General features: G+C 29.7%; 15 protein-coding genes and 1 pseudogene. 12 read left to right on the forward strand and 4 right to left on the reverse strand.

Annotated features, from left to right (window positions below; all coding sequences use genetic code 11):
* Positions 1-5 precede the first annotated feature (5 nt).
* Both Q0J35_RS05160 and Q0J35_RS05165 read left to right on the forward strand, forming a co-directional pair.
* Complete coding sequence (locus Q0J35_RS05160) at positions 6-689, forward strand: AzlC family ABC transporter permease (RefSeq protein ID WP_297193777.1); 684 nt, start codon at positions 6-8, stop codon at positions 687-689.
* Positions 679-996 (forward strand): AzlD domain-containing protein, encoded by a 318-nt coding sequence (locus Q0J35_RS05165; protein WP_297193779.1) that lies wholly within the window; start codon positions 679-681, stop codon positions 994-996. The genes Q0J35_RS05160 and Q0J35_RS05165 overlap by 11 nt, the downstream gene beginning before the upstream one ends.
* On the opposite strand, the gene Q0J35_RS05170 is transcribed toward Q0J35_RS05165, so the two are convergent.
* Both Q0J35_RS05170 and Q0J35_RS05175 read right to left on the reverse strand, forming a co-directional pair.
* Positions 997-2,016, reverse strand: coding sequence for an ATP-binding protein (locus Q0J35_RS05170; protein WP_297193781.1), 1,020 nt, complete (start codon positions 2,014-2,016; stop codon positions 997-999).
* Complete coding sequence (locus tag Q0J35_RS05175) at positions 1,982-2,866, reverse strand: DUF234 domain-containing protein (protein WP_297193903.1); 885 nt, start codon at positions 2,864-2,866, stop codon at positions 1,982-1,984. The genes Q0J35_RS05170 and Q0J35_RS05175 overlap by 35 nt, the downstream gene beginning before the upstream one ends.
* Before the next feature lie 82 nt (positions 2,867-2,948).
* Between Q0J35_RS05175 and Q0J35_RS05180 the strand changes: the two genes are divergently transcribed.
* Positions 2,949-4,217, forward strand: coding sequence for an aminotransferase class V-fold PLP-dependent enzyme (locus Q0J35_RS05180; RefSeq protein ID WP_297193783.1), 1,269 nt, complete (start codon positions 2,949-2,951; stop codon positions 4,215-4,217).
* Between the two features lie 2 nt (positions 4,218-4,219).
* Here the strand turns inward: Q0J35_RS05180 and nth are convergent, their stop codons facing one another.
* Entirely contained in the window at positions 4,220-4,846 is a 627-nt protein-coding gene (gene nth / locus Q0J35_RS05185) for an endonuclease III (RefSeq protein ID WP_297193785.1), read from the reverse strand.
* 76 nt (positions 4,847-4,922) lie between these two features.
* Between nth and Q0J35_RS05190 the strand changes: the two genes are divergently transcribed.
* Genes Q0J35_RS05190 through Q0J35_RS05210 form a run of 5 tightly spaced genes read left to right on the forward strand, consistent with a single transcriptional unit; the run spans position 4,923 to position 9,831 of the window.
* Positions 4,923-5,744: a peptidylprolyl isomerase gene (locus Q0J35_RS05190; protein WP_297193787.1), complete on the forward strand. Its 822-nt coding sequence runs from the start codon at positions 4,923-4,925 to the stop codon at positions 5,742-5,744.
* Positions 5,744-6,808: a class II fructose-bisphosphate aldolase gene (gene fbaA, locus Q0J35_RS05195; RefSeq protein ID WP_297193789.1), complete on the forward strand. Its 1,065-nt coding sequence runs from the start codon at positions 5,744-5,746 to the stop codon at positions 6,806-6,808. Before Q0J35_RS05190 ends, fbaA begins: the two co-directional genes overlap by 1 nt.
* A gap of 9 nt (positions 6,809-6,817) precedes the next feature.
* Positions 6,818-8,134, forward strand: coding sequence for a hypothetical protein (locus Q0J35_RS05200; RefSeq protein ID WP_297193791.1), 1,317 nt, complete (start codon positions 6,818-6,820; stop codon positions 8,132-8,134).
* A gap of 46 nt (positions 8,135-8,180) precedes the next feature.
* Complete coding sequence (locus tag Q0J35_RS05205; RefSeq protein WP_297193793.1) at positions 8,181-8,984, forward strand: hypothetical protein; 804 nt, start codon at positions 8,181-8,183, stop codon at positions 8,982-8,984.
* On the forward strand, positions 8,965-9,831 hold the full coding sequence (locus Q0J35_RS05210) for a 1-aminocyclopropane-1-carboxylate deaminase/D-cysteine desulfhydrase (protein ID WP_297193795.1): 867 nt from the start codon (positions 8,965-8,967) through the stop codon (positions 9,829-9,831). Before Q0J35_RS05205 ends, Q0J35_RS05210 begins: the two co-directional genes overlap by 20 nt.
* Positions 9,832-9,841: 10 nt before the next feature.
* On the opposite strand, the gene Q0J35_RS05215 is transcribed toward Q0J35_RS05210, so the two are convergent.
* Positions 9,842-11,848 (reverse strand): ATP-dependent helicase, encoded by a 2,007-nt coding sequence (locus tag Q0J35_RS05215; protein WP_297193797.1) that lies wholly within the window; start codon positions 11,846-11,848, stop codon positions 9,842-9,844.
* A 104-nt stretch (positions 11,849-11,952) separates the two neighbouring features.
* Between Q0J35_RS05215 and Q0J35_RS05220 the strand changes: the two genes are divergently transcribed.
* The 4 genes and pseudogenes from Q0J35_RS05220 to Q0J35_RS05235 form a co-directional block, all read left to right on the forward strand.
* Positions 11,953-12,798, forward strand: a complete 846-nt coding sequence (locus tag Q0J35_RS05220) for a hypothetical protein (RefSeq protein WP_297193799.1) — start codon at positions 11,953-11,955, stop codon at positions 12,796-12,798.
* A gap of 17 nt (positions 12,799-12,815) precedes the next feature.
* A complete protein-coding gene (locus Q0J35_RS05225; RefSeq protein ID WP_297193801.1) occupies positions 12,816-15,437 on the forward strand; it encodes a valine--tRNA ligase in 2,622 nt (873 codons plus the stop codon).
* Positions 15,430-16,443, forward strand: a complete 1,014-nt coding sequence (locus tag Q0J35_RS05230) for a methionine ABC transporter ATP-binding protein (protein ID WP_297193804.1) — start codon at positions 15,430-15,432, stop codon at positions 16,441-16,443. The genes Q0J35_RS05225 and Q0J35_RS05230 overlap by 8 nt, the downstream gene beginning before the upstream one ends.
* Positions 16,444-16,456: 13 nt before the next feature.
* A pseudogene (locus Q0J35_RS05235) lies at positions 16,457-17,098 on the forward strand (methionine ABC transporter permease); the annotation flags it as partial.
* Between the last annotated feature and the right edge of the window lie 178 nt (positions 17,099-17,276).

Below are 17,276 nucleotides of genomic sequence, written 5' to 3' on the forward strand. Positions count from 1 at the left end.
TTTTTGTGAATTTTACACAGGCATTTAAACTCACAGTGCCAGTAGCCTTTGCTTATATCCCACTTGGTATTGCACTTGGAATTTTAGCCGCTAGCAATGATTTTTCTTATTTGCAAATTTTAGCTATTTCTTTTTTTGTTTATTCTGGCTCTGCTGAATTTTTGCTTGTAAGCTTTATAGTAAATGATGAAAGCATTTTAGGAATTTTTGTGAGCTTGTTTTTGGTGGGATTTAGGCATTTTTTTTATACACTTTCTTTATTAAATGAGCTAAAATCATTAAATTTTTTAAGACATTATGTTATTTTTGCCTTATCTGATGAAAGCTTTGCTTTGTTAAGTGCTTATAAAAAGGAATTTAATGAAGACATAAACAAAAACAAAAAAAGCTTATTGCAAAGTTTTATTTGTTTTTTAAATCAATCCTATTGGCTAATGGGCGTTAGTTTGGGATTTTTGCTACAGAATGTTTTTGTTGTGGATTATTCTGGCATAGAATTTGCCCTAAGTGCTTTGTTTATAGTCATTGCTTATGATGTTTATAAGCAAAATCCAAGCAAGGATATCCTGCTTTTTTCAGTATTTATAGGACTTTGCGCCTTGTTTTTTATAGATAAAAAATATATGCTTTTTTTATCTTTGTTTGCTGTTCTTTTGTATTTATTTGTTAGGAAATATTATGCAAGATAAGTTTATTTTAATAATTTTCATAGCTTTTTTGGCAACTTACAGTTCTCGATTGCTTCCATTTTTGCTTTTTAATAAGAAGTCAGAAAGCAAAAAATTACTTTTTATACAGCACAATATGCCACTTGCCATAATGGTAATATTAGTTTTTTACACATTTTATTCTTATGATTTATCTAGTTTTAAAAATATTTTTTCTTTGTTTTTATCTTGTGTTTTTGTGTTATTTTTGCATATTGTATTTAAAAGTGCTTTGTTTAGTATAGTTCTTGGAATTTTATTTTATATGCTTTGTTTGAGAATTATTTAATTAAATTGGTAAGATAAAATAAAAATTCTTAGGCTCTTTTTCAAAACCAAGCTCTCCTGAATGTGCGTTTATGATTTCTTTAGATAAAGACAGCCCAAGTCCATTTCCTTTTAGTTTTGTTGTTTTAAATGCTTCAAATACCGCTTTTTCGTCTTTTATTTCAGCTCCGTTATCAAAAACTTGCACATATAACATTTTATCTTTCACAAAGCTTTTTATGGATATAAAGGCTTCGTCTAACTCTTTTTCTTCTATGGCATCTATGCTATTGTATATTAAATTTTGCAAAACTAAAACAAGTAAATTTTTATCTGCATTAATGTCAATATCCAAAAAATCAAAATCAAAATTTATATTAGCATTAAAATTATAAGAATTTATCACAAAATCACATTCTTCTTTTAACTCTTTTAGATTGAAGCTGTGTTTATTTATATGCACTCCCTTTGTAAATAGTAGGGTTGAATTTACTATCCTTTCAACTCTTGCTATAGCTTTTTGAATTTCAAGCACTATATGTTTATTTTTTAATTCACTTCTTGAAAATAATGTAGAAGCTAATAACGATATAGAGCCTATTGGATTTCTTATCTCGTGTGCTAAATGAGCTGCTACACTACCCATACTAGCAAGTCTTTCATTCCTTTTCTCATCACTTATATCCGTAACTAGTATTATGCAAAGATCATCGTGTTTTGTATTTTTTACTGTGTAAAATCTTGTATTGTATTCAAGCTCATAAGAACCGATTTTGTTTATATCTATTTGTTGTAAGAGTTTTTCATTTTTTGAGGCTTGATAGTTTTGTAAAACTGTTTCTTTTTTTGAATTTATTACCCAAAGTATGGCTGGTAAAACATCTATAATATCGCTTATCATTTTACTTAAAGCCATATAGCTTTCATTAAGTTTTTTATATTCGTTTTCTATGATATAGCTTTGTTCTATTAGCGATTTTAAGCCATCTTTTAAGACTTCTTTTTCATCAGAATCTAGGCTCTTTAGTATATTTTCGTTCATCTGTGTCCCTTAGAAGTAATTTTAAATCGTTTATATTAAATAAAAGTAAATTTTGCACCTTATTTTTTGTAAGCTGTGTAGAAAAGCCATTTTTTGAAAAAAGTATGAAATAATCAGGTTTTAATCCTAAAATTTCAGCTTTATTTTTTAATATATTAAATATATTTTTACACGATTTTTTTTCCGTAAATTTTACCTCACCAATCAAGGTCAAGTTGCTATCTTTATAAAACAAATCAAACTCAAGCTCTTTATTCCAAAAGCTAGATACGCACTCAAGCTTAAATTTTTCTTCTACAAGTTCTTTGCCAAGCATTTCAAAACAAAAGCTTTGATAGTGCGTAAAATCATTTTTTATTTTTTGCAAAAGCTTGTCATATTCTTTTTGTTTTATCATTTTTTCATTAGGCTTTAAAAAATAAAAGAAAAATCTTGCAAAATGATTTTTAAATATCACCTTATCTTGAACAGTGTATTTTCTTAGCTCTTTTTTTTCTTTTTCTCCCTTTTTTAAAACTTTTTTCTTTTCTTTGCTTTTTTCAAGCTTAAGCAAACCGCTTTCTAGCAGTTTATTCATAGTAGATAAACCTTTAAAATGTCCTAAAATTTTATTTATGGAATACCTCTTTCTAGAATTTTTTGCTAATAAGCATAGAGCATTTATGGTTTCTTTATCAAAATTAAATCTCTTGTCTATTAATTCGTAGTATTTAAATAATTCTTGTATGCTAGAGAAAATATCATTTGATTTAGCCTTTAAAAAACACCCGTCAAATACAGAATAAAAGTCTATTAATGTATTTATATGCTTTAAATTTGGATACTGCGTGCTAAAAGTGCTGAATTTTATGTTTTTCCTTTTTTATAATCTTTTTCTTGTATAATTGTAGCAAAACTTTTCTTAAAATTTTTGGGATAATTTTATAGAGATTATGGATATAAAAGATTTAAAAAAAGATATAATTTTAAAAAAAAAGCATAAATATTTTGATTTCACAGCCTCTGCCTTGGCTTTAAGGTCTGTAGAAAAAGAGATAAGAAAAATTTTATTAACTTATGCAAATACTCATTCAGATAGTGCTTTAAACTCTTTTATCACACAAAAATACTATGATGATTCAAGAGCGTATATAAAAAAAAGCTTAGCTCTTAGCGATGATTTTGCTTTAATTGCTTGTGGGACTGGTGCAAGTGCTGCTATTAAAAAATTTCAAGAGCTTCTAGGTCTTTATGTTCCTCCTCTTGTAAAAAAGAAATATTTTTCTAATATCGATAAAAAAGATTTGCCTTTGGTCATAATAGGTCCATTTGAACACCATTCAAATGAAATTTCCTTCAGGGAAGCCTTGTGTGAATGCATTAGAGTGCCTTTGAATAAAAATTTAGAGGTTGATTATGAATTTTTTGAAAAAACCTTGCAAGAAAACTCACAAAGAAAGATTATCATAAGCTTTTCACTTGCTTCAAATGTGACCGGCGTTTTTAGTGATTACAAAAAAATTTATTCTTTAGCTAAAAAATACAAAGCTATATTGGCTTTTGATGGTGCGTCTTTTATTGCTTATAAAAATATAAATTGCGATTTTTACGATGCATTGTTTATAAGTTCTCATAAAATTCTAGGAGGAGTTGGTGCTTGTGGGCTTTTAGCTATCAAAAAATCTTTATGTGGAGATATTCCTAGTTTTGCAGCCGGAGGGACTGTTTCTTATGTATCTAAAAGTTCTGCTAACTATCTTAATGATGTTGAAATTTTAGAAGAGGGCGGAACTCCCGGAATTTTACAGCTTATAAGAGCCTCTTTAGCTTTTAAAAAAAGAGATGAAATAGGTCTTGACTACATAGAAAAAAAGAGCAAAATTTTAAAAGAATATTTTTTAAAAAAATTAGAACAAATAGAAGATGTTGTTTTGTATGCTGGGAATTTTAAAGATAGACTTTGTATTTTTTCATTTAATATAAACGGAATTTCTCCTTTTGATCTGTCATATACCTTAAGCAAATACTATAAGATAGAAACTAGGGCAGGTTGTGCTTGTGCTGGACCCTATGGACACGATTTGCTTGGATTAAAAGATAATCAAAAGCTAGAAAACAAGCCCGGTTGGCTTAGAGTCTCCTTGCACTACACTCACGATATAGAAGATTTGGATTATTTTTTTGACTCCCTTAAAAAGAGTATCGATAGGCTAAAATATTAATATTAGTTTATGTTTTTGTCTTTACTTGTGCAAAGATGTGATAAGAAGCATTCATTACACATAGGGTTTTTAGCCTTGCAAGTATATCTACCAAAAAGAACCATAGCTTGATGTAGGTAGTTTAAGTTGTCTTTAAAGATTTTTACTAGTTCTTCTTCTGTTTTTTCGGGCGTTTTTGCAGTGCTTAGTTTTAATCTATGAGCTACCCTAAAAACGTGGGTATCAACAGCCATAAAATTTGCTCCACACCATTCTATTAAGACAACGTGAGCTGTTTTTTGCCCAACACCAGCTAAAGACTTTAAATCTTTTTCATTAAGCGGAATTTCGCCATTAAAATTTTCGCAAACTGATTTTGCCATTTTTATTAAATTTTCGGCTTTATTATTGAAAAAAGAGCAAGTTTTTATATAGTTTTTAAGGCTTGCTAACTTAGCCTTAGAAAGACTTTTTATATCTGGATAGGCTTTAAAAAGGCTAGGAGTTATTAAATTTACTCTTTTATCGGTGCATTGTGCTGAAAGCATAACACATACTAAAAGTTCATACAAATTTGAAAAAACAAGTTCAGTTGTGGCTTTATTATATTTTTGTAAAAAAAGTTCTTTTATCTGAGATTTTCTTTTCATTTTGTTATTTTATATTACTTAAGCTTAACGAAACTTAACTATAATGTCTTAAGTATTTCACTCAAAAGGAATGTTTATGAGAAAAATTTTATTTACAGCCTCTATTTGTCTATCTTTAAATTTGGCAAATGCAGCTGTTTTAGCTACTGTCAATGGAAAAGATATCACAGATACGGAGCTTAACAAAAGATTGGAGCAGGTTTTAGCCGGTAAATCCATAAATTCTTTACCAGCCGAACAAAAAAGAATGCTTATACAGCAGTATATTGCTCAGTATCTAATCATAGAAGATGCTAAAAAAAAGGGATATGAAAAAGATAAGCTTTATTCTGAAAACTTAGAACTTGCAAAAGAAAGCATTTTGATGGGGGTTTATCAACAAAAATTAGCAGATGATGTTAAGGTTGATAGCTCCAAAGTTAAGGCACTTTATGAGAAAAATAAAGATCAGTTCATAGAACCAGCTGCAGTTCATGCAAGACACATACTTGTTAAAAGCGACGCAGAAGCAAGAGCTATAATATCTGAGCTTGGCACATTAAAAGGTTCTGCTTTAACTTCGAAATTTGAAGAATTAGCAAGAGCTAAATCAATAGACCCGGGCTCTGCTTCAAGAGGAGGTGATCTTGGTTGGTTTGGACAAGCTGATATGGTAAAACCTTTTAGCGATGCCGCTTTTTCTCTTAAAAATGGCACTTTTACAAAGACGCCTGTTAAAACTCAATTTGGCTATCATGTGATATTAAAAGAAGAATCAAGAGCTAAAAAACAATTGACATTAAGCGATGCCAATGTTAAGAGATTTATAGAAAATCAATTAAAAGCACAAGAAGTTAATATTCTTATGAATGAAAAGGCTAAAGAGCTTTTTCAAGGTGCTAAGGTAGAGATAAAATAATGGGTGTTTTAGATATAGTAAATGCCGGCGTTGTAAGTGGCGAAAAATTAAATCAAGTTTATGAGTATGCAAAATCAAACAATTTTGCTATACCTGCTGTAAATGTAGTTGGCACAAATTCTATAAATGCTGTTTTAGAAGCAGCTAAAAAAGTAAATTCCCCCGTTATCATCCAGTTTTCAAACGGTGGGGCTAAATTTGTGGCTGGAAAAAATTGTCAAAATGGCGATATTTTAGGTGCTATCAGTGGTGCAAAGCACGTTCATTTACTTGCTAAAGCTTATGGTGTGCCTGTTATTTTGCATACAGACCATGCTGCAAGAAAGTTGTTGCCTTGGATAGATGGTTTAATAAAAGCAAATGCAGAATTTAAAGAAAAAGAAGGACAAGCTTTGTTCTCATCTCATATGCTTGATTTAAGCGAAGAGAGTTTAGAGGAAAATTTAAGCACTTGCGAAGCTTATCTTGAGCGTTTAGATAAGCTTGGAATTTGTCTTGAAATAGAGCTTGGTTGCACAGGCGGAGAAGAAGATGGCGTTGATAATACAGGTATTGACAATGCTAAGCTTTATACTCAACCAGAAGATGTAGCTCTTGCTTATGAAAGACTAGGTAAAATAAGCGATAGATTTTCTATAGCAGCTTCTTTTGGTAATGTGCATGGTGTTTATAAGCCCGGAAATGTAAGCTTACAGCCTAGTATATTAAAAAACTCCCAAGCCTATGTAAAGGATAAATTTAATCTAAATTACGATAAGCCTATAAATTTTGTCTTTCACGGTGGTTCTGGTTCAGAGCTTAGCGATATAAAAGAAGCTATTTCTTATGGTGTAATAAAAATGAATATAGACACAGATACTCAATGGGCATTTTGGGATGGAGTGCGTGAGTATGAAAAGCAAAATAGGGATTACCTACAAGGACAAATTGGAAATCCACAGGGTGATGATAAGCCAAATAAAAAATATTACGATCCAAGAGTGTGGTTAAGAGCTGGTGAAGAAAGTATGATAAAAAGACTTCAAAGGGCTTTTGAGGATTTAAATTGTATAGGTAGAAATTAGGGATTTTTAATGGATAGAGAAAATTTAGAGGTTGTATTACCAGACATAAAGCAAAGAAGTGGTTTTTTAGTATATGTAAAGATTATATTTTTGCCATTTGTGTTTTGTTTTATAGCTATTTGTGCTTATTTAGACTACATAGACTTAAATATAGGTATAATAGAACTAAGTCTAATTATTTGCATATTTGTAATAGTGCTATTTTTTGCAAGATATAGCTCTGAATACACCTCTAGTATTTTCGAACAACAAAAAGATGAATTTAAACAAGCACTTAAAAAATATATTATGAAAAATTTTTTAAGTATAGGCAAAGAAACCAAAAGTAACGCTTCTTTTGATGATTTTGCCAACTCTTATATAAGAGGTATAAAAAATGAGCATTTCTCCTCAATGGCTAGTAATGTATTTGCTCTTTTAGGAATTTTAGGAACTTTTATAAGCATAGCTTTTTATATACCAAATTTTACAAATCTTAATATGAATTCATTAGAAGCAGATATATCAAAGCTATCTATAGGTCTTGCTTCATCTTTTTATATCTGTATTTATGGGATTTTTTTATCTTTATGGTGGATGTTTTTTGAAAAATTTGGAAATTTAAAAATTCAACTCATTTTAGATAGGCAAAAAAATGCTACTAGGGCTTTCTTTTGGTCAAAAGAGGAGCTTAGACAAAGATATTTGGAAAAATCTTTACAGCACTTCGATAAGATAGGTATAGTTTTTGAGCAAGTTAGCAATGAAGACTTTTTCAAAGAGCTTGATCATAGCATAGAACGTAAATTTGGTCTTTTTCAGGATATGCTTAATGTTGAAGAAAAAGCCATAAGACTAAGCAGTGAAAATATAAAGCAAAGTATGACTGAGCTAAATAGAGCACACAGAAATCAAAGAGACTTAAGCAAAATTTATCTTGAAATGACTAATAGCATAAGCATTTTAAATCAAAATTTCAAAGATATAAGCTCAAAGATGAGTGAGCAGTATAATAAATTATTAGATGTTAGCAATGAAAGAATATCTCATCTTGATAAAACATTGATATTGTTAGACGAAAAAATAGATTCTTTGAAAAGAAATTTTGAGCTTTATGAAACTTCCTTGCTTGAAAGTCAAGATAGAGTGTTTAAAGGCTTTAAAGACGCTATGTTTCAAGGTATGAAAGACTTCAAAGAAGTTTATGAAGAGGAAAAAACTATAGATGATAAAATAGAAATGATGTCTCAACTAAAACAAGATATGACAGAAATTGATAATGAAGCAAGTGAAGTTATAGCAAAGCTTGTGCAAGAAGATAAAGTCGCAAAGAAAAATGAAATCTAACAATAATCTATTCTTATTTTTTCCAATGCTTATAGTAGCGTTATTTATGCTGCTTTTATTTCTTCTTTCTGTATTATTTTTAAAAAATATATTTACACGAGAAGAGATAAAAAAAGAAGAATATGACTTAGTGTCTCAAAAAGAAAAATTTGATGAGTATATAGAAAATTTTAAACAAAGAGAAAAAGCCATATTTGATTTAGCTAGAGGTATGGAGAGTGGAAATCTTAGCATAAACACAAATTCAAGGGACAAAGATTTACTTTTGCTTCTTTCGCAGCTTGAAAGACAGGAGGCTGAATTAAATTCATTGAAAAATGATTTTAATAAGGCAAAGCAAAAAATTTTGGATTTAAATTTTTTACAAGGTGATACTATACTAGAATTACAGGCAAGATTGGATGCTAATATAAGTCTAGATTCTCAAAGTGGGGCTATGACTATAAGGTCTGATTATTTGTTTAATGATAATTCCTACACTCTTAAAAGCGAAGCGAAACCAAAATTACATAGAATTTTATCCGAGTATTTTAATGCGATATTAGAAGATGATTATTTAAAGGGCATTATACAAAACATAATCATAGAAGTGCATTCTTCTTCAGATGATTCATCTTTTATGTATAAGTTGGATTTAACACATAAAAGAGCTTATGAGTTAGCATCTTTCATACAATCTTTTTACAAAAATAATTCTTTTAAAAAGCTTTTACTAATTAGTGGAAAATCATTTTCACAGCCAATCTACACAAATGGCGTTGAAGATGAGGTAGCTAGCAATAGAATAAAGATTTATTTTACAGTATCAAATGAAGCGATTATAGAAAAATTTGAAGAATTTTTTCATTAGTAAGATAGACAAAATAAAAATTGGCAATTTTTCTTTTTATGTAAAAAGAGATGATTTATTAGGCGTAATAAATGGCAATAAAGCTAGAAAATTGGCATTTTTTATGGATAATGAATACCAAAAAGGACAAAAATTAATATCTTACGGTTCATCCCAAAGTAATGCATTAGCTGCTTTAAGCATATTTTGCAAACAAAGATCCTTAAAATTTATCTTTGTTTGTGAAAAAATTTCTTCTTTTTTAAAGCAAAATCCACAGGCAAATTACGCTTTAGCACTTGAAAATGAAGCTTTAATATTTGAAAATTTAGAATTTAAGCACAGAAGAGATAAGGCTTTAAATTTTTTAGAAGAAGGAGATATATTTATAGAAGAGGGGATTGCTGTTAAGGAGGCTGAATATGGGCTTAAGATTTTAGCCAAGGAGATACAAACTCAAAGCAAAGAATTAGGAATTGAATTTGATATTTTTTTGCCTTCTGGAACTGGCACATCTGCTGCTTTTCTAGCTAAAAATTCTGATTTTAATGTCTATACTTGTGCTTGTGTCGCAGATGAAGCTTATTTAAAACTTCAAATTTCAGCACTTACTAAATTTCCAAAAAATTTGCATATATTGAGTGCTAGTAAAAAATTTCATTTTGCAAAACCTTATAAAGAGCTTTTTCATATCTATAATGAATCTTTAAAAAGCGGCATTGAATTTGATTTACTTTATGACTGTGTGGGACTTTTAACTGTGCTTGAAAATAAAAATATATTTAAAAAACCACTTTTATATATACATCAAGGAGGTTTGCTAGGAAATTCTAGTATGTTAAAAAGATATATAAGAAAGGGTTTTTAGCATATTAATCTTACTCACACAATCCAGCTTCTATTAAAAAGCAAGATGGCTTGTATTCTTGTTTTTTATCTTTGCTATCTCTTTTTGCATAGCTTAGATAAAGTAAGTCTTTGGCTCTAGTAGTTGCTACATAAAAAAGCCTTCTTTCTTCCTCTATATTAGACATTATTTTTTTATTTGGAAACCTATCTTGTGCTAAATCCACAACAAAAACAAGCTCAAATTCAAGCCCTTTACTAGCATGAACTGTGAGCAAATTTACTCCTTTTGCTGAATTTATTTCTGAGCTTGCTAAATTTAGAAAATTATAATACATATCTATTTTTTCATATTGCAAGGCATAATTTTTTAACATATCTATTTTTTCATATAGTCTTTTAGAAGCCTCTTCTTTTTTGAAATAATCTACTTGACCGGCTTTATTCATAGAACGTTTATATATAAGCATTTCGCATATTTTTTGGAAAAACAAATTCGAGCTTATCTTTTGGCTTAACTCATAAGAATTTTTACATTTTTTTGCATCCTTAAAATAAAGATAAAGTTGTTCTAAAACCTTTGCCACTTGCTCATCTACTTTAGAAAGCTTTAATATAGGGTGTTCGTTAAATTCACTACTAAGTTCAAATTTTTGCTTGTCTTGCATAAGTTCTAAATCATCAAAGAGACCAAGGCTATAATCAATCCTTTTTGTTTTTTCAAGTTTTATGTTTAAATCAGGCTCTAAAAAACCTTTTATCAAATTTTCATTTCCTAATTTTGTAATATTATCAAATAGCTCTTTTGAAAAAGCTGCACCAACTCCTTTCGTGTATTCTAAAAGGTGCATAAATGCCATTAAATCTTTTGGGTTTATAAAAAGAGAGAGCATAGCACAAAAAGCTTTTACTTCAAGACTTTCAAAAAAGCTCCAAGTTCCCTTTCTAACGGCACTTATCCCAAGCTCTCTTAATGCTAATTCTATCCCGTCTGCACTTGAATTGTTTCTAAATATTATAGCTATATCCTCGTGCCTTACTTGACTGTGAAGTATTATTTGTGCTATGTTTTGGTATTGTTCGTATAGATTATCATACACAAGCAAAGCAGGCTCTTTAAAATTTCCTTCTCTTGTTACTATTAGCTTTTTTGGGTAGAGTCTTTCGTTGTTTGATATTACTTTATTTGCTAATTTTAGAATTTGAGCTGATGAGCGGTAGTTTTTATTTAAGGTGTAAATTTTCGCATCTTTAAATTTATCTTTGAAATTCCCTATTATGCTTATGTCAGCACCGTTAAAAGCATATATACTTTGATCATAATCTCCTACGCAAAATAAACTTTTACTTTTAAAAGAGCTTATCAATGAGGCTTGTAAGCTATTTGTATCTTGGTATTCATCTACTAGTATTTCACTAAATTCTCTTTCATCTTTTAAATTTTCTTTTAGTCTTATAAGCAAGTCATTAAAATCCACATAATCAAATCTCTTTTTTTCCTCTTCGTATTCTTTTAATATATCAGCATAAATTTTTATGAATGGCACTTGATCTTCACTATAGTTGTCTATAAAAAATTCCTCAAAACTTTCATTGTTGCTTTTATTTTGAAAAAGTGAGTATATATCGTATAAATAACTTGCAGTATATGGCTTTGAATCGCTAATATGTGCAAAACTTCTTTTTTCATATATGCTTTTTAAGAGGCTTTTAAGTTCGCTTGATTGCTTTAAGCTTATATTGTGATTTTTATTTCTTAGCAGCTTGTATGCTACGCTATGAAATGTTCCTGCTAAAATTTCCTTTGTTATTGATTTATCAAAGTATTTATTTAGCCTTGTTATCATTTCTTTTGAAGCTTTGTTTGTAAATGTTAGTAGCATTATTTCATCGGCTTTTACACCATTTTTAAGTAAATATGCTATTCTAGCTACTATTGTTGAAGTTTTTCCTGTGCCAGCACTTGCTATTATTAGATTGTGTCCGTATTCTGCGGTAGCGGCTTTTAGTTGCTCTTCATTTAATCTTGAAAGTGGCATTTTTATCCTTTAAGGCTGATAATTATAAAAAAAAATTACTTAAAGTTCTTATGTTTTAAAAGTTTTTTACTGTATAATTTAGCAATTTTTTCAAAAGGTAATTTATGAATTCTAAGAAAATTATGGCAATTTTGCTGGTTTTGCTAGTAGTTTTAGTGTGCTTATTTTATTATATGTTCGCAAATAGAAATATAAAAGCTATAGATTTTAATGAAGAAAATCTCACAGAAGTAAAAACAGAAGTAAAACAAGATAAAAAACCAGAAATTAAGGTTGTAAAAAGCACTACAAATAAAGCCAAAAAAGAAGAAAAAATAAATTCCAAAGAAGCAGTTAAAGAAACTAAAAAAACTAATAATCCTACAAATGAATTGTATGATGAATACAAAAAGCTCTTAGCTCAATCAAAAAGAGATAGAAGTTTAGGTGAGCCAAGATACAATTTTTATGTCTTAAATTCTCAAAAGCTAAATGCGGCACAAAAAAGATTGATAAATGATATAAGAACGACTCTTTCTCTAAGAGGCGGTTATCTTAAATATGAAATTTTTGTTGAAAAAATTTCTGATGAAAATATGAAACTTTATATTTTTAATACCTCTTTATTTGATAATACTTCTTGGGAAAAATTAGATGCAAACGCACTTCCTAATATGCTTTTTAAATTCAATCAAGATACTGTTTTAAGTATAAAAAATAGCTTTTATATGAGAGATTTAAAGCTATCTATAGGTAAAAATGCAAAAATCAAAGCTATGCACATAAGCGGACACACTGATGAAAACGGTTCAAAAGCTTATAATTATGCTTTAGGCTTGAAAAGAAGTGCAGCTGTTGCAAGCGAATTTCTAAGGCAGGTTGGTAAGATTACGTTAGATTCTTACGGAAAAGACGCTCCATTTGGCGTAAAATCCTACGAAAATCGTTGTGCTGCTATAGTCTTTATGTAAGAAAAGGTTTTTATATTATGTATGATAAGAGTATAGAGGAAAAATATTATAAAATTTGTGAGCAAAGAGGATATTTTGAGCTAGACGGTAACAAAAAAATACAAAAAAAAGATAAATATTTTTGTATAATGATGCCACCTCCTAATGTAACCGGAGTATTGCATATTGGACATGCACTTACTTTTACCTTGCAAGATATTATAGTTCGTTATAAAAGAATGGATGGGTATAAAACCTTATATCAGCCAGGTCTTGATCATGCTGGTATAGCAACTCAAAATGTTGTGCAAAATTTATTATTAAAAGAAGGTCTAAGTAAAGAGAAAATCGGTCGCGAAGAGTTTGTAAAAAGAGTTTGGCAGTGGAAAGAAAAGAGTGGGGGTCAAATTTTAGAGCAAATGAGGCTACTTGGCATAAGCCCTGCTTGGTCTAGGCTTAGATTTACAATGGATAAAGGTCTTGCAAATGCAGTAAAAGAAGCCTTTGTAGATTTATACAATAAAAAGCTTATATTTAGAGCAGATAAAATGATAAATTGGTGCACTAATGACGGTGCTATAAGTGATATAGAAGTGGAGCACAAGGAAAATAAAGGCTTTATTTATTATATAAGGTATTTTTTAAAAGATAGCGATGATTATGTTTTGGTGGCAACTACAAGACCAGAAACTTTTTTTGGCGATAGTGCCGTTATGGTTAATCCAAAAGATGAACGATACAAGCATTTGATAGGGCAAACTGTTTTGCTTCCTTTAAGTAAAAAAGAGCTTAAAATAATAGCAGATGAATATGTTGATATGAAATTTGGAACTGGGGTTGTTAAAGTTACTCCAGCACACGATGTAAATGATTATGAAGTTGGTCTTAGACATAATCTTGATTTTGTTGTTATTTTTGATGAAAAAGGTATTTTAAATGAAAAATGCCTAGAATTTAATGGGCTTGAAAGATTAAAAGCAAGAGAACTTATAGTTAAAAAGCTTGAAGAGGAAGGTTATTTAGAAAAGATTGAAGAACATGTAAATCAAATAGCTTACTGCTACCGTTGTAAAAATATAATAGAGCCATATATTTCAAAGCAGTGGTTTGTAAGTAAAGATATAGCAAAACAAAGCATAGATAAAGTAGCAAATAAAGATATGAAATTTTTTCCTAGCCATTGGATAAATAGTTTTAATGCTTGGATGAGAGAGCTTAAAGATTGGTGCATATCAAGACAACTTTGGTGGGGACATCAAATTCCTGTTTATTACTGCGAATGCTCCTATGAATTTGCTTCAAAAGACGAACCTAGCGAATGCCCTAAGTGCAAAGGCAAGAATTTCAAACAAGATGATGATGTGCTTGATACTTGGTTTTCTTCTGGACTTTGGGCTATGAGCACTTTAGGTTGGGGAAATCGTGGCTGGAAAGAAGGTGAGCTTTATAATAAAGATGATTTAAAATATTTTTATCCAAATTCTTTGCTAATAACCGGTTTTGATATTTTATTTTTTTGGGTAGCTAGAATGATGTTTCAAAGCACGAATGCACTTGGTTTGTTGCCATTTAAAGAAGTATATCTTCACGCCTTAGTAAAAGATGAACTTGGTAGAAAAATGAGTAAGTCTTTAGGAAATATAATAGACCCAAAGGAAAGCATAAATGAATATAGTGCCGATATATTAAGATTTTCACTTGCTTTGCTTGCTATACAAGGAAGAGATATAAAGCTTAGCAATGATAAGTTGATTCAAGTAAGAAATTTTACAAACAAACTTTACAATGCAGCAAATTATTTGCTTTTAAATGAAAAAGACTTTAAAAATTTGCACGAAATTGATATAAAAAGTGAGCTTGGCAAGTATGTTTTATCGCGTTTTAATCTATGCGTAAAAGAGCTTAGAGAAAATTTAGATAATTACCGCTTTAATGATGCAGCAACTGTTCTTTACCGATTTTTTTGGGATGAATTTTGTGATTTTGGCATAGAGCTTTCTAAAGCCGAAAAATCAAGTGTTATAGAGCTTGGTTCTATATTTAAAGAAGCATTAAAAGCCTTATCTGCATTTATGCCTTTTATAAGCGAATACTTGTATCACAAACTTAGTGGGACTACTTTAGAAAATGATGAAAGTATTATGATAAAGCCATACCCTGAATTTGTGAAAAGAGATGAGGAAATTGAGGAGCTTTTTTCTTTGATTATAGAAAGTATAGTTTCTATAAGACGTGCAAAAAGCGTTATAGAGCTTACAAATTCAAAGATAAAAAAAGCATATGTAAAGCTAAATGATGAGAATTTGATAGAAAAATTAGAAAAATATAAACATTTTATATCTTTGCTTTCAAAGAGTGATGATATAGAATTTGTAAATTCCAAAATACAAAATTGCAGTGCCGACATAAGTCTTAATTTAGAAACCTTTGTGCCTCTTGATGATGTCGATTTAAGTGCTGTTTTTCAGAGATTAAATTCACAAAAGAAAAAGCTGGAAAAAGAAAAAGATAAATTATCATCTATGCTTTTAAATGAAAATTTTTTAAAAAATGCTCCAAAAAATTTAGTTTCACAAAATCAAGATGCTCTTAAAAATGTAGAAGAGAGGATTTTAAAAGTAGAAGCTGAACTTAAAAATTTAAGGACTTTAAGTGATTAGTATAAAAAATTTAAAAAAATATTACGGCTCTTCTTTGGTTATAGACGATGTAAGTTTAGAGATTAAAAAGGGAGAGATTTTTGCTATAGTAGGACATAGTGGTGCTGGCAAATCCACTCTTTTAAGGTGCATAAATGCACTTGAAAATTATCAAGAGGGCAGTCTTAAGGTATTTGATAATGAAGTAAAAGACATAGCTAAAAATTCAAAAAAAATAATAAAGCTAAGACGCGATATAGGTATGATATTTCAGCACTTTGCTTTAATGAGCAGAAAGACTGTTTTTGAAAATGTAGCTATGCCTTTACGCACTCATTATAGCACTTGTAAATTTCTTGCTAAAGTTTTTGGTAGGGATTTTATGAGCTTTAGTGAGCTTAAAGATAGAGTTGATGAATTATTAGAACTTGTCGGTCTTTCAGATAAGGCAAATTCTTATCCTAGTGAGCTTAGTGGAGGTCAAAAACAAAGAGTTGCCATAGCTAGAGCTTTGGCTTTAAAGCCAAAAATTTTACTTAGCGATGAAGCAACATCAGCACTTGATCCAAATACTACAAAAAATATTTTAGAGTTAATTTCTAAGATAAACAAAGAACTAGGCATAACCGTTGTTTTAGTAACGCACGAGATGGAAGTTGTAAAAGAAATAGCCCAAAGAGCTATTTTGCTTGAGCACGGTAAAATAATTGGAAGTGGTGAAATTTCTAGTTTATTTTTGAAACCAAACAAAAAAATGAAAGAATTTTTAGGAGAAAGTGATTTCTTACCAGATGAGGGCTTAAATATAAAACTTTATTTTCCAAAAGAAGTAGCACAACAAAGCATAATAACTTCTATGGCTAGAGAGCTTGATATAGATTTTAACATAGTTTGGGGCAGGATAGAAAAGCTAAATGGAGTGGCACTTGGTAATATAGTCATAAATATAAAAAATGAAAATAAAGATGCCATACTTTCTTATATTCAAAAAAGTGGCGTTTTATGGGAGCTAGTAAATGAATCTTGAACAAAGCATAAGTAATTTTACTCAAATTTTATATCCAGCTTTGCTAGAAACTATTTATATGAGTTTTGTATCTACCTTGCTTGGTTTTGTATTGGCTATAATTCCGGGAATTTTGCTTACAATATGGGATAAAGGAGGTCTTTGCGAAAATAAAAAAGCATATATGGTGCTTGATTTTTTTGTAAATATAGTTCGTTCTTTCCCCTTTATTATATTAATAATAGCTTTAATGCCTTTAACAAGGATTATAGTTGGCACTAGTATAGGAACAAGTGCTGTTATAGTCCCTCTTACCTTAGGTATAGCGCCCTTTTTAGCTAAGGTTATAGAAGCTGCTTTTAAAGAGGTCGATAAAAGCATAATAGAAGCTGCAAAATCCTATGGAGCTAGTAATATGCAAATTATTTTTAGGGTAATGTTTGTAGAATCTTTACCGTCTCTTATCAACGGTCTCACTCTCACTTTGATAGTTGTAGTTGGTTTTTCTGCTATGGCTGGAACTGTTGGTGGCGGCGGATTAGGCGATGTGGCGATTAGATACGGATATGAAAGATTTAATACAGGCATTATGATAGAAACCATAATAATTCTACTCTTGCTTGTGCAAATTATACAAGTGCTTGGTAATTTCCTTTATAAAAGGACTAAAAAATAGATAAATTATTCACTAAGACTTGTATTATTTTCTACTGTCTTAGTGGATAAATTCGCATCTCTTTCTAGCTTGTTTTGCGATTTGTTAGAATCAATGTTTTTGCTAATGTTTTGATTGTTTGCTTTTTTATCTTTATTTATATCTTTTTCTAATCTTTTTATAGGCTCTAATACATAAT

The organism is uncultured Campylobacter sp. (assembly GCF_944323605.1).
GTDB lineage: Bacteria > Campylobacterota > Campylobacteria > Campylobacterales > Campylobacteraceae > Campylobacter_D.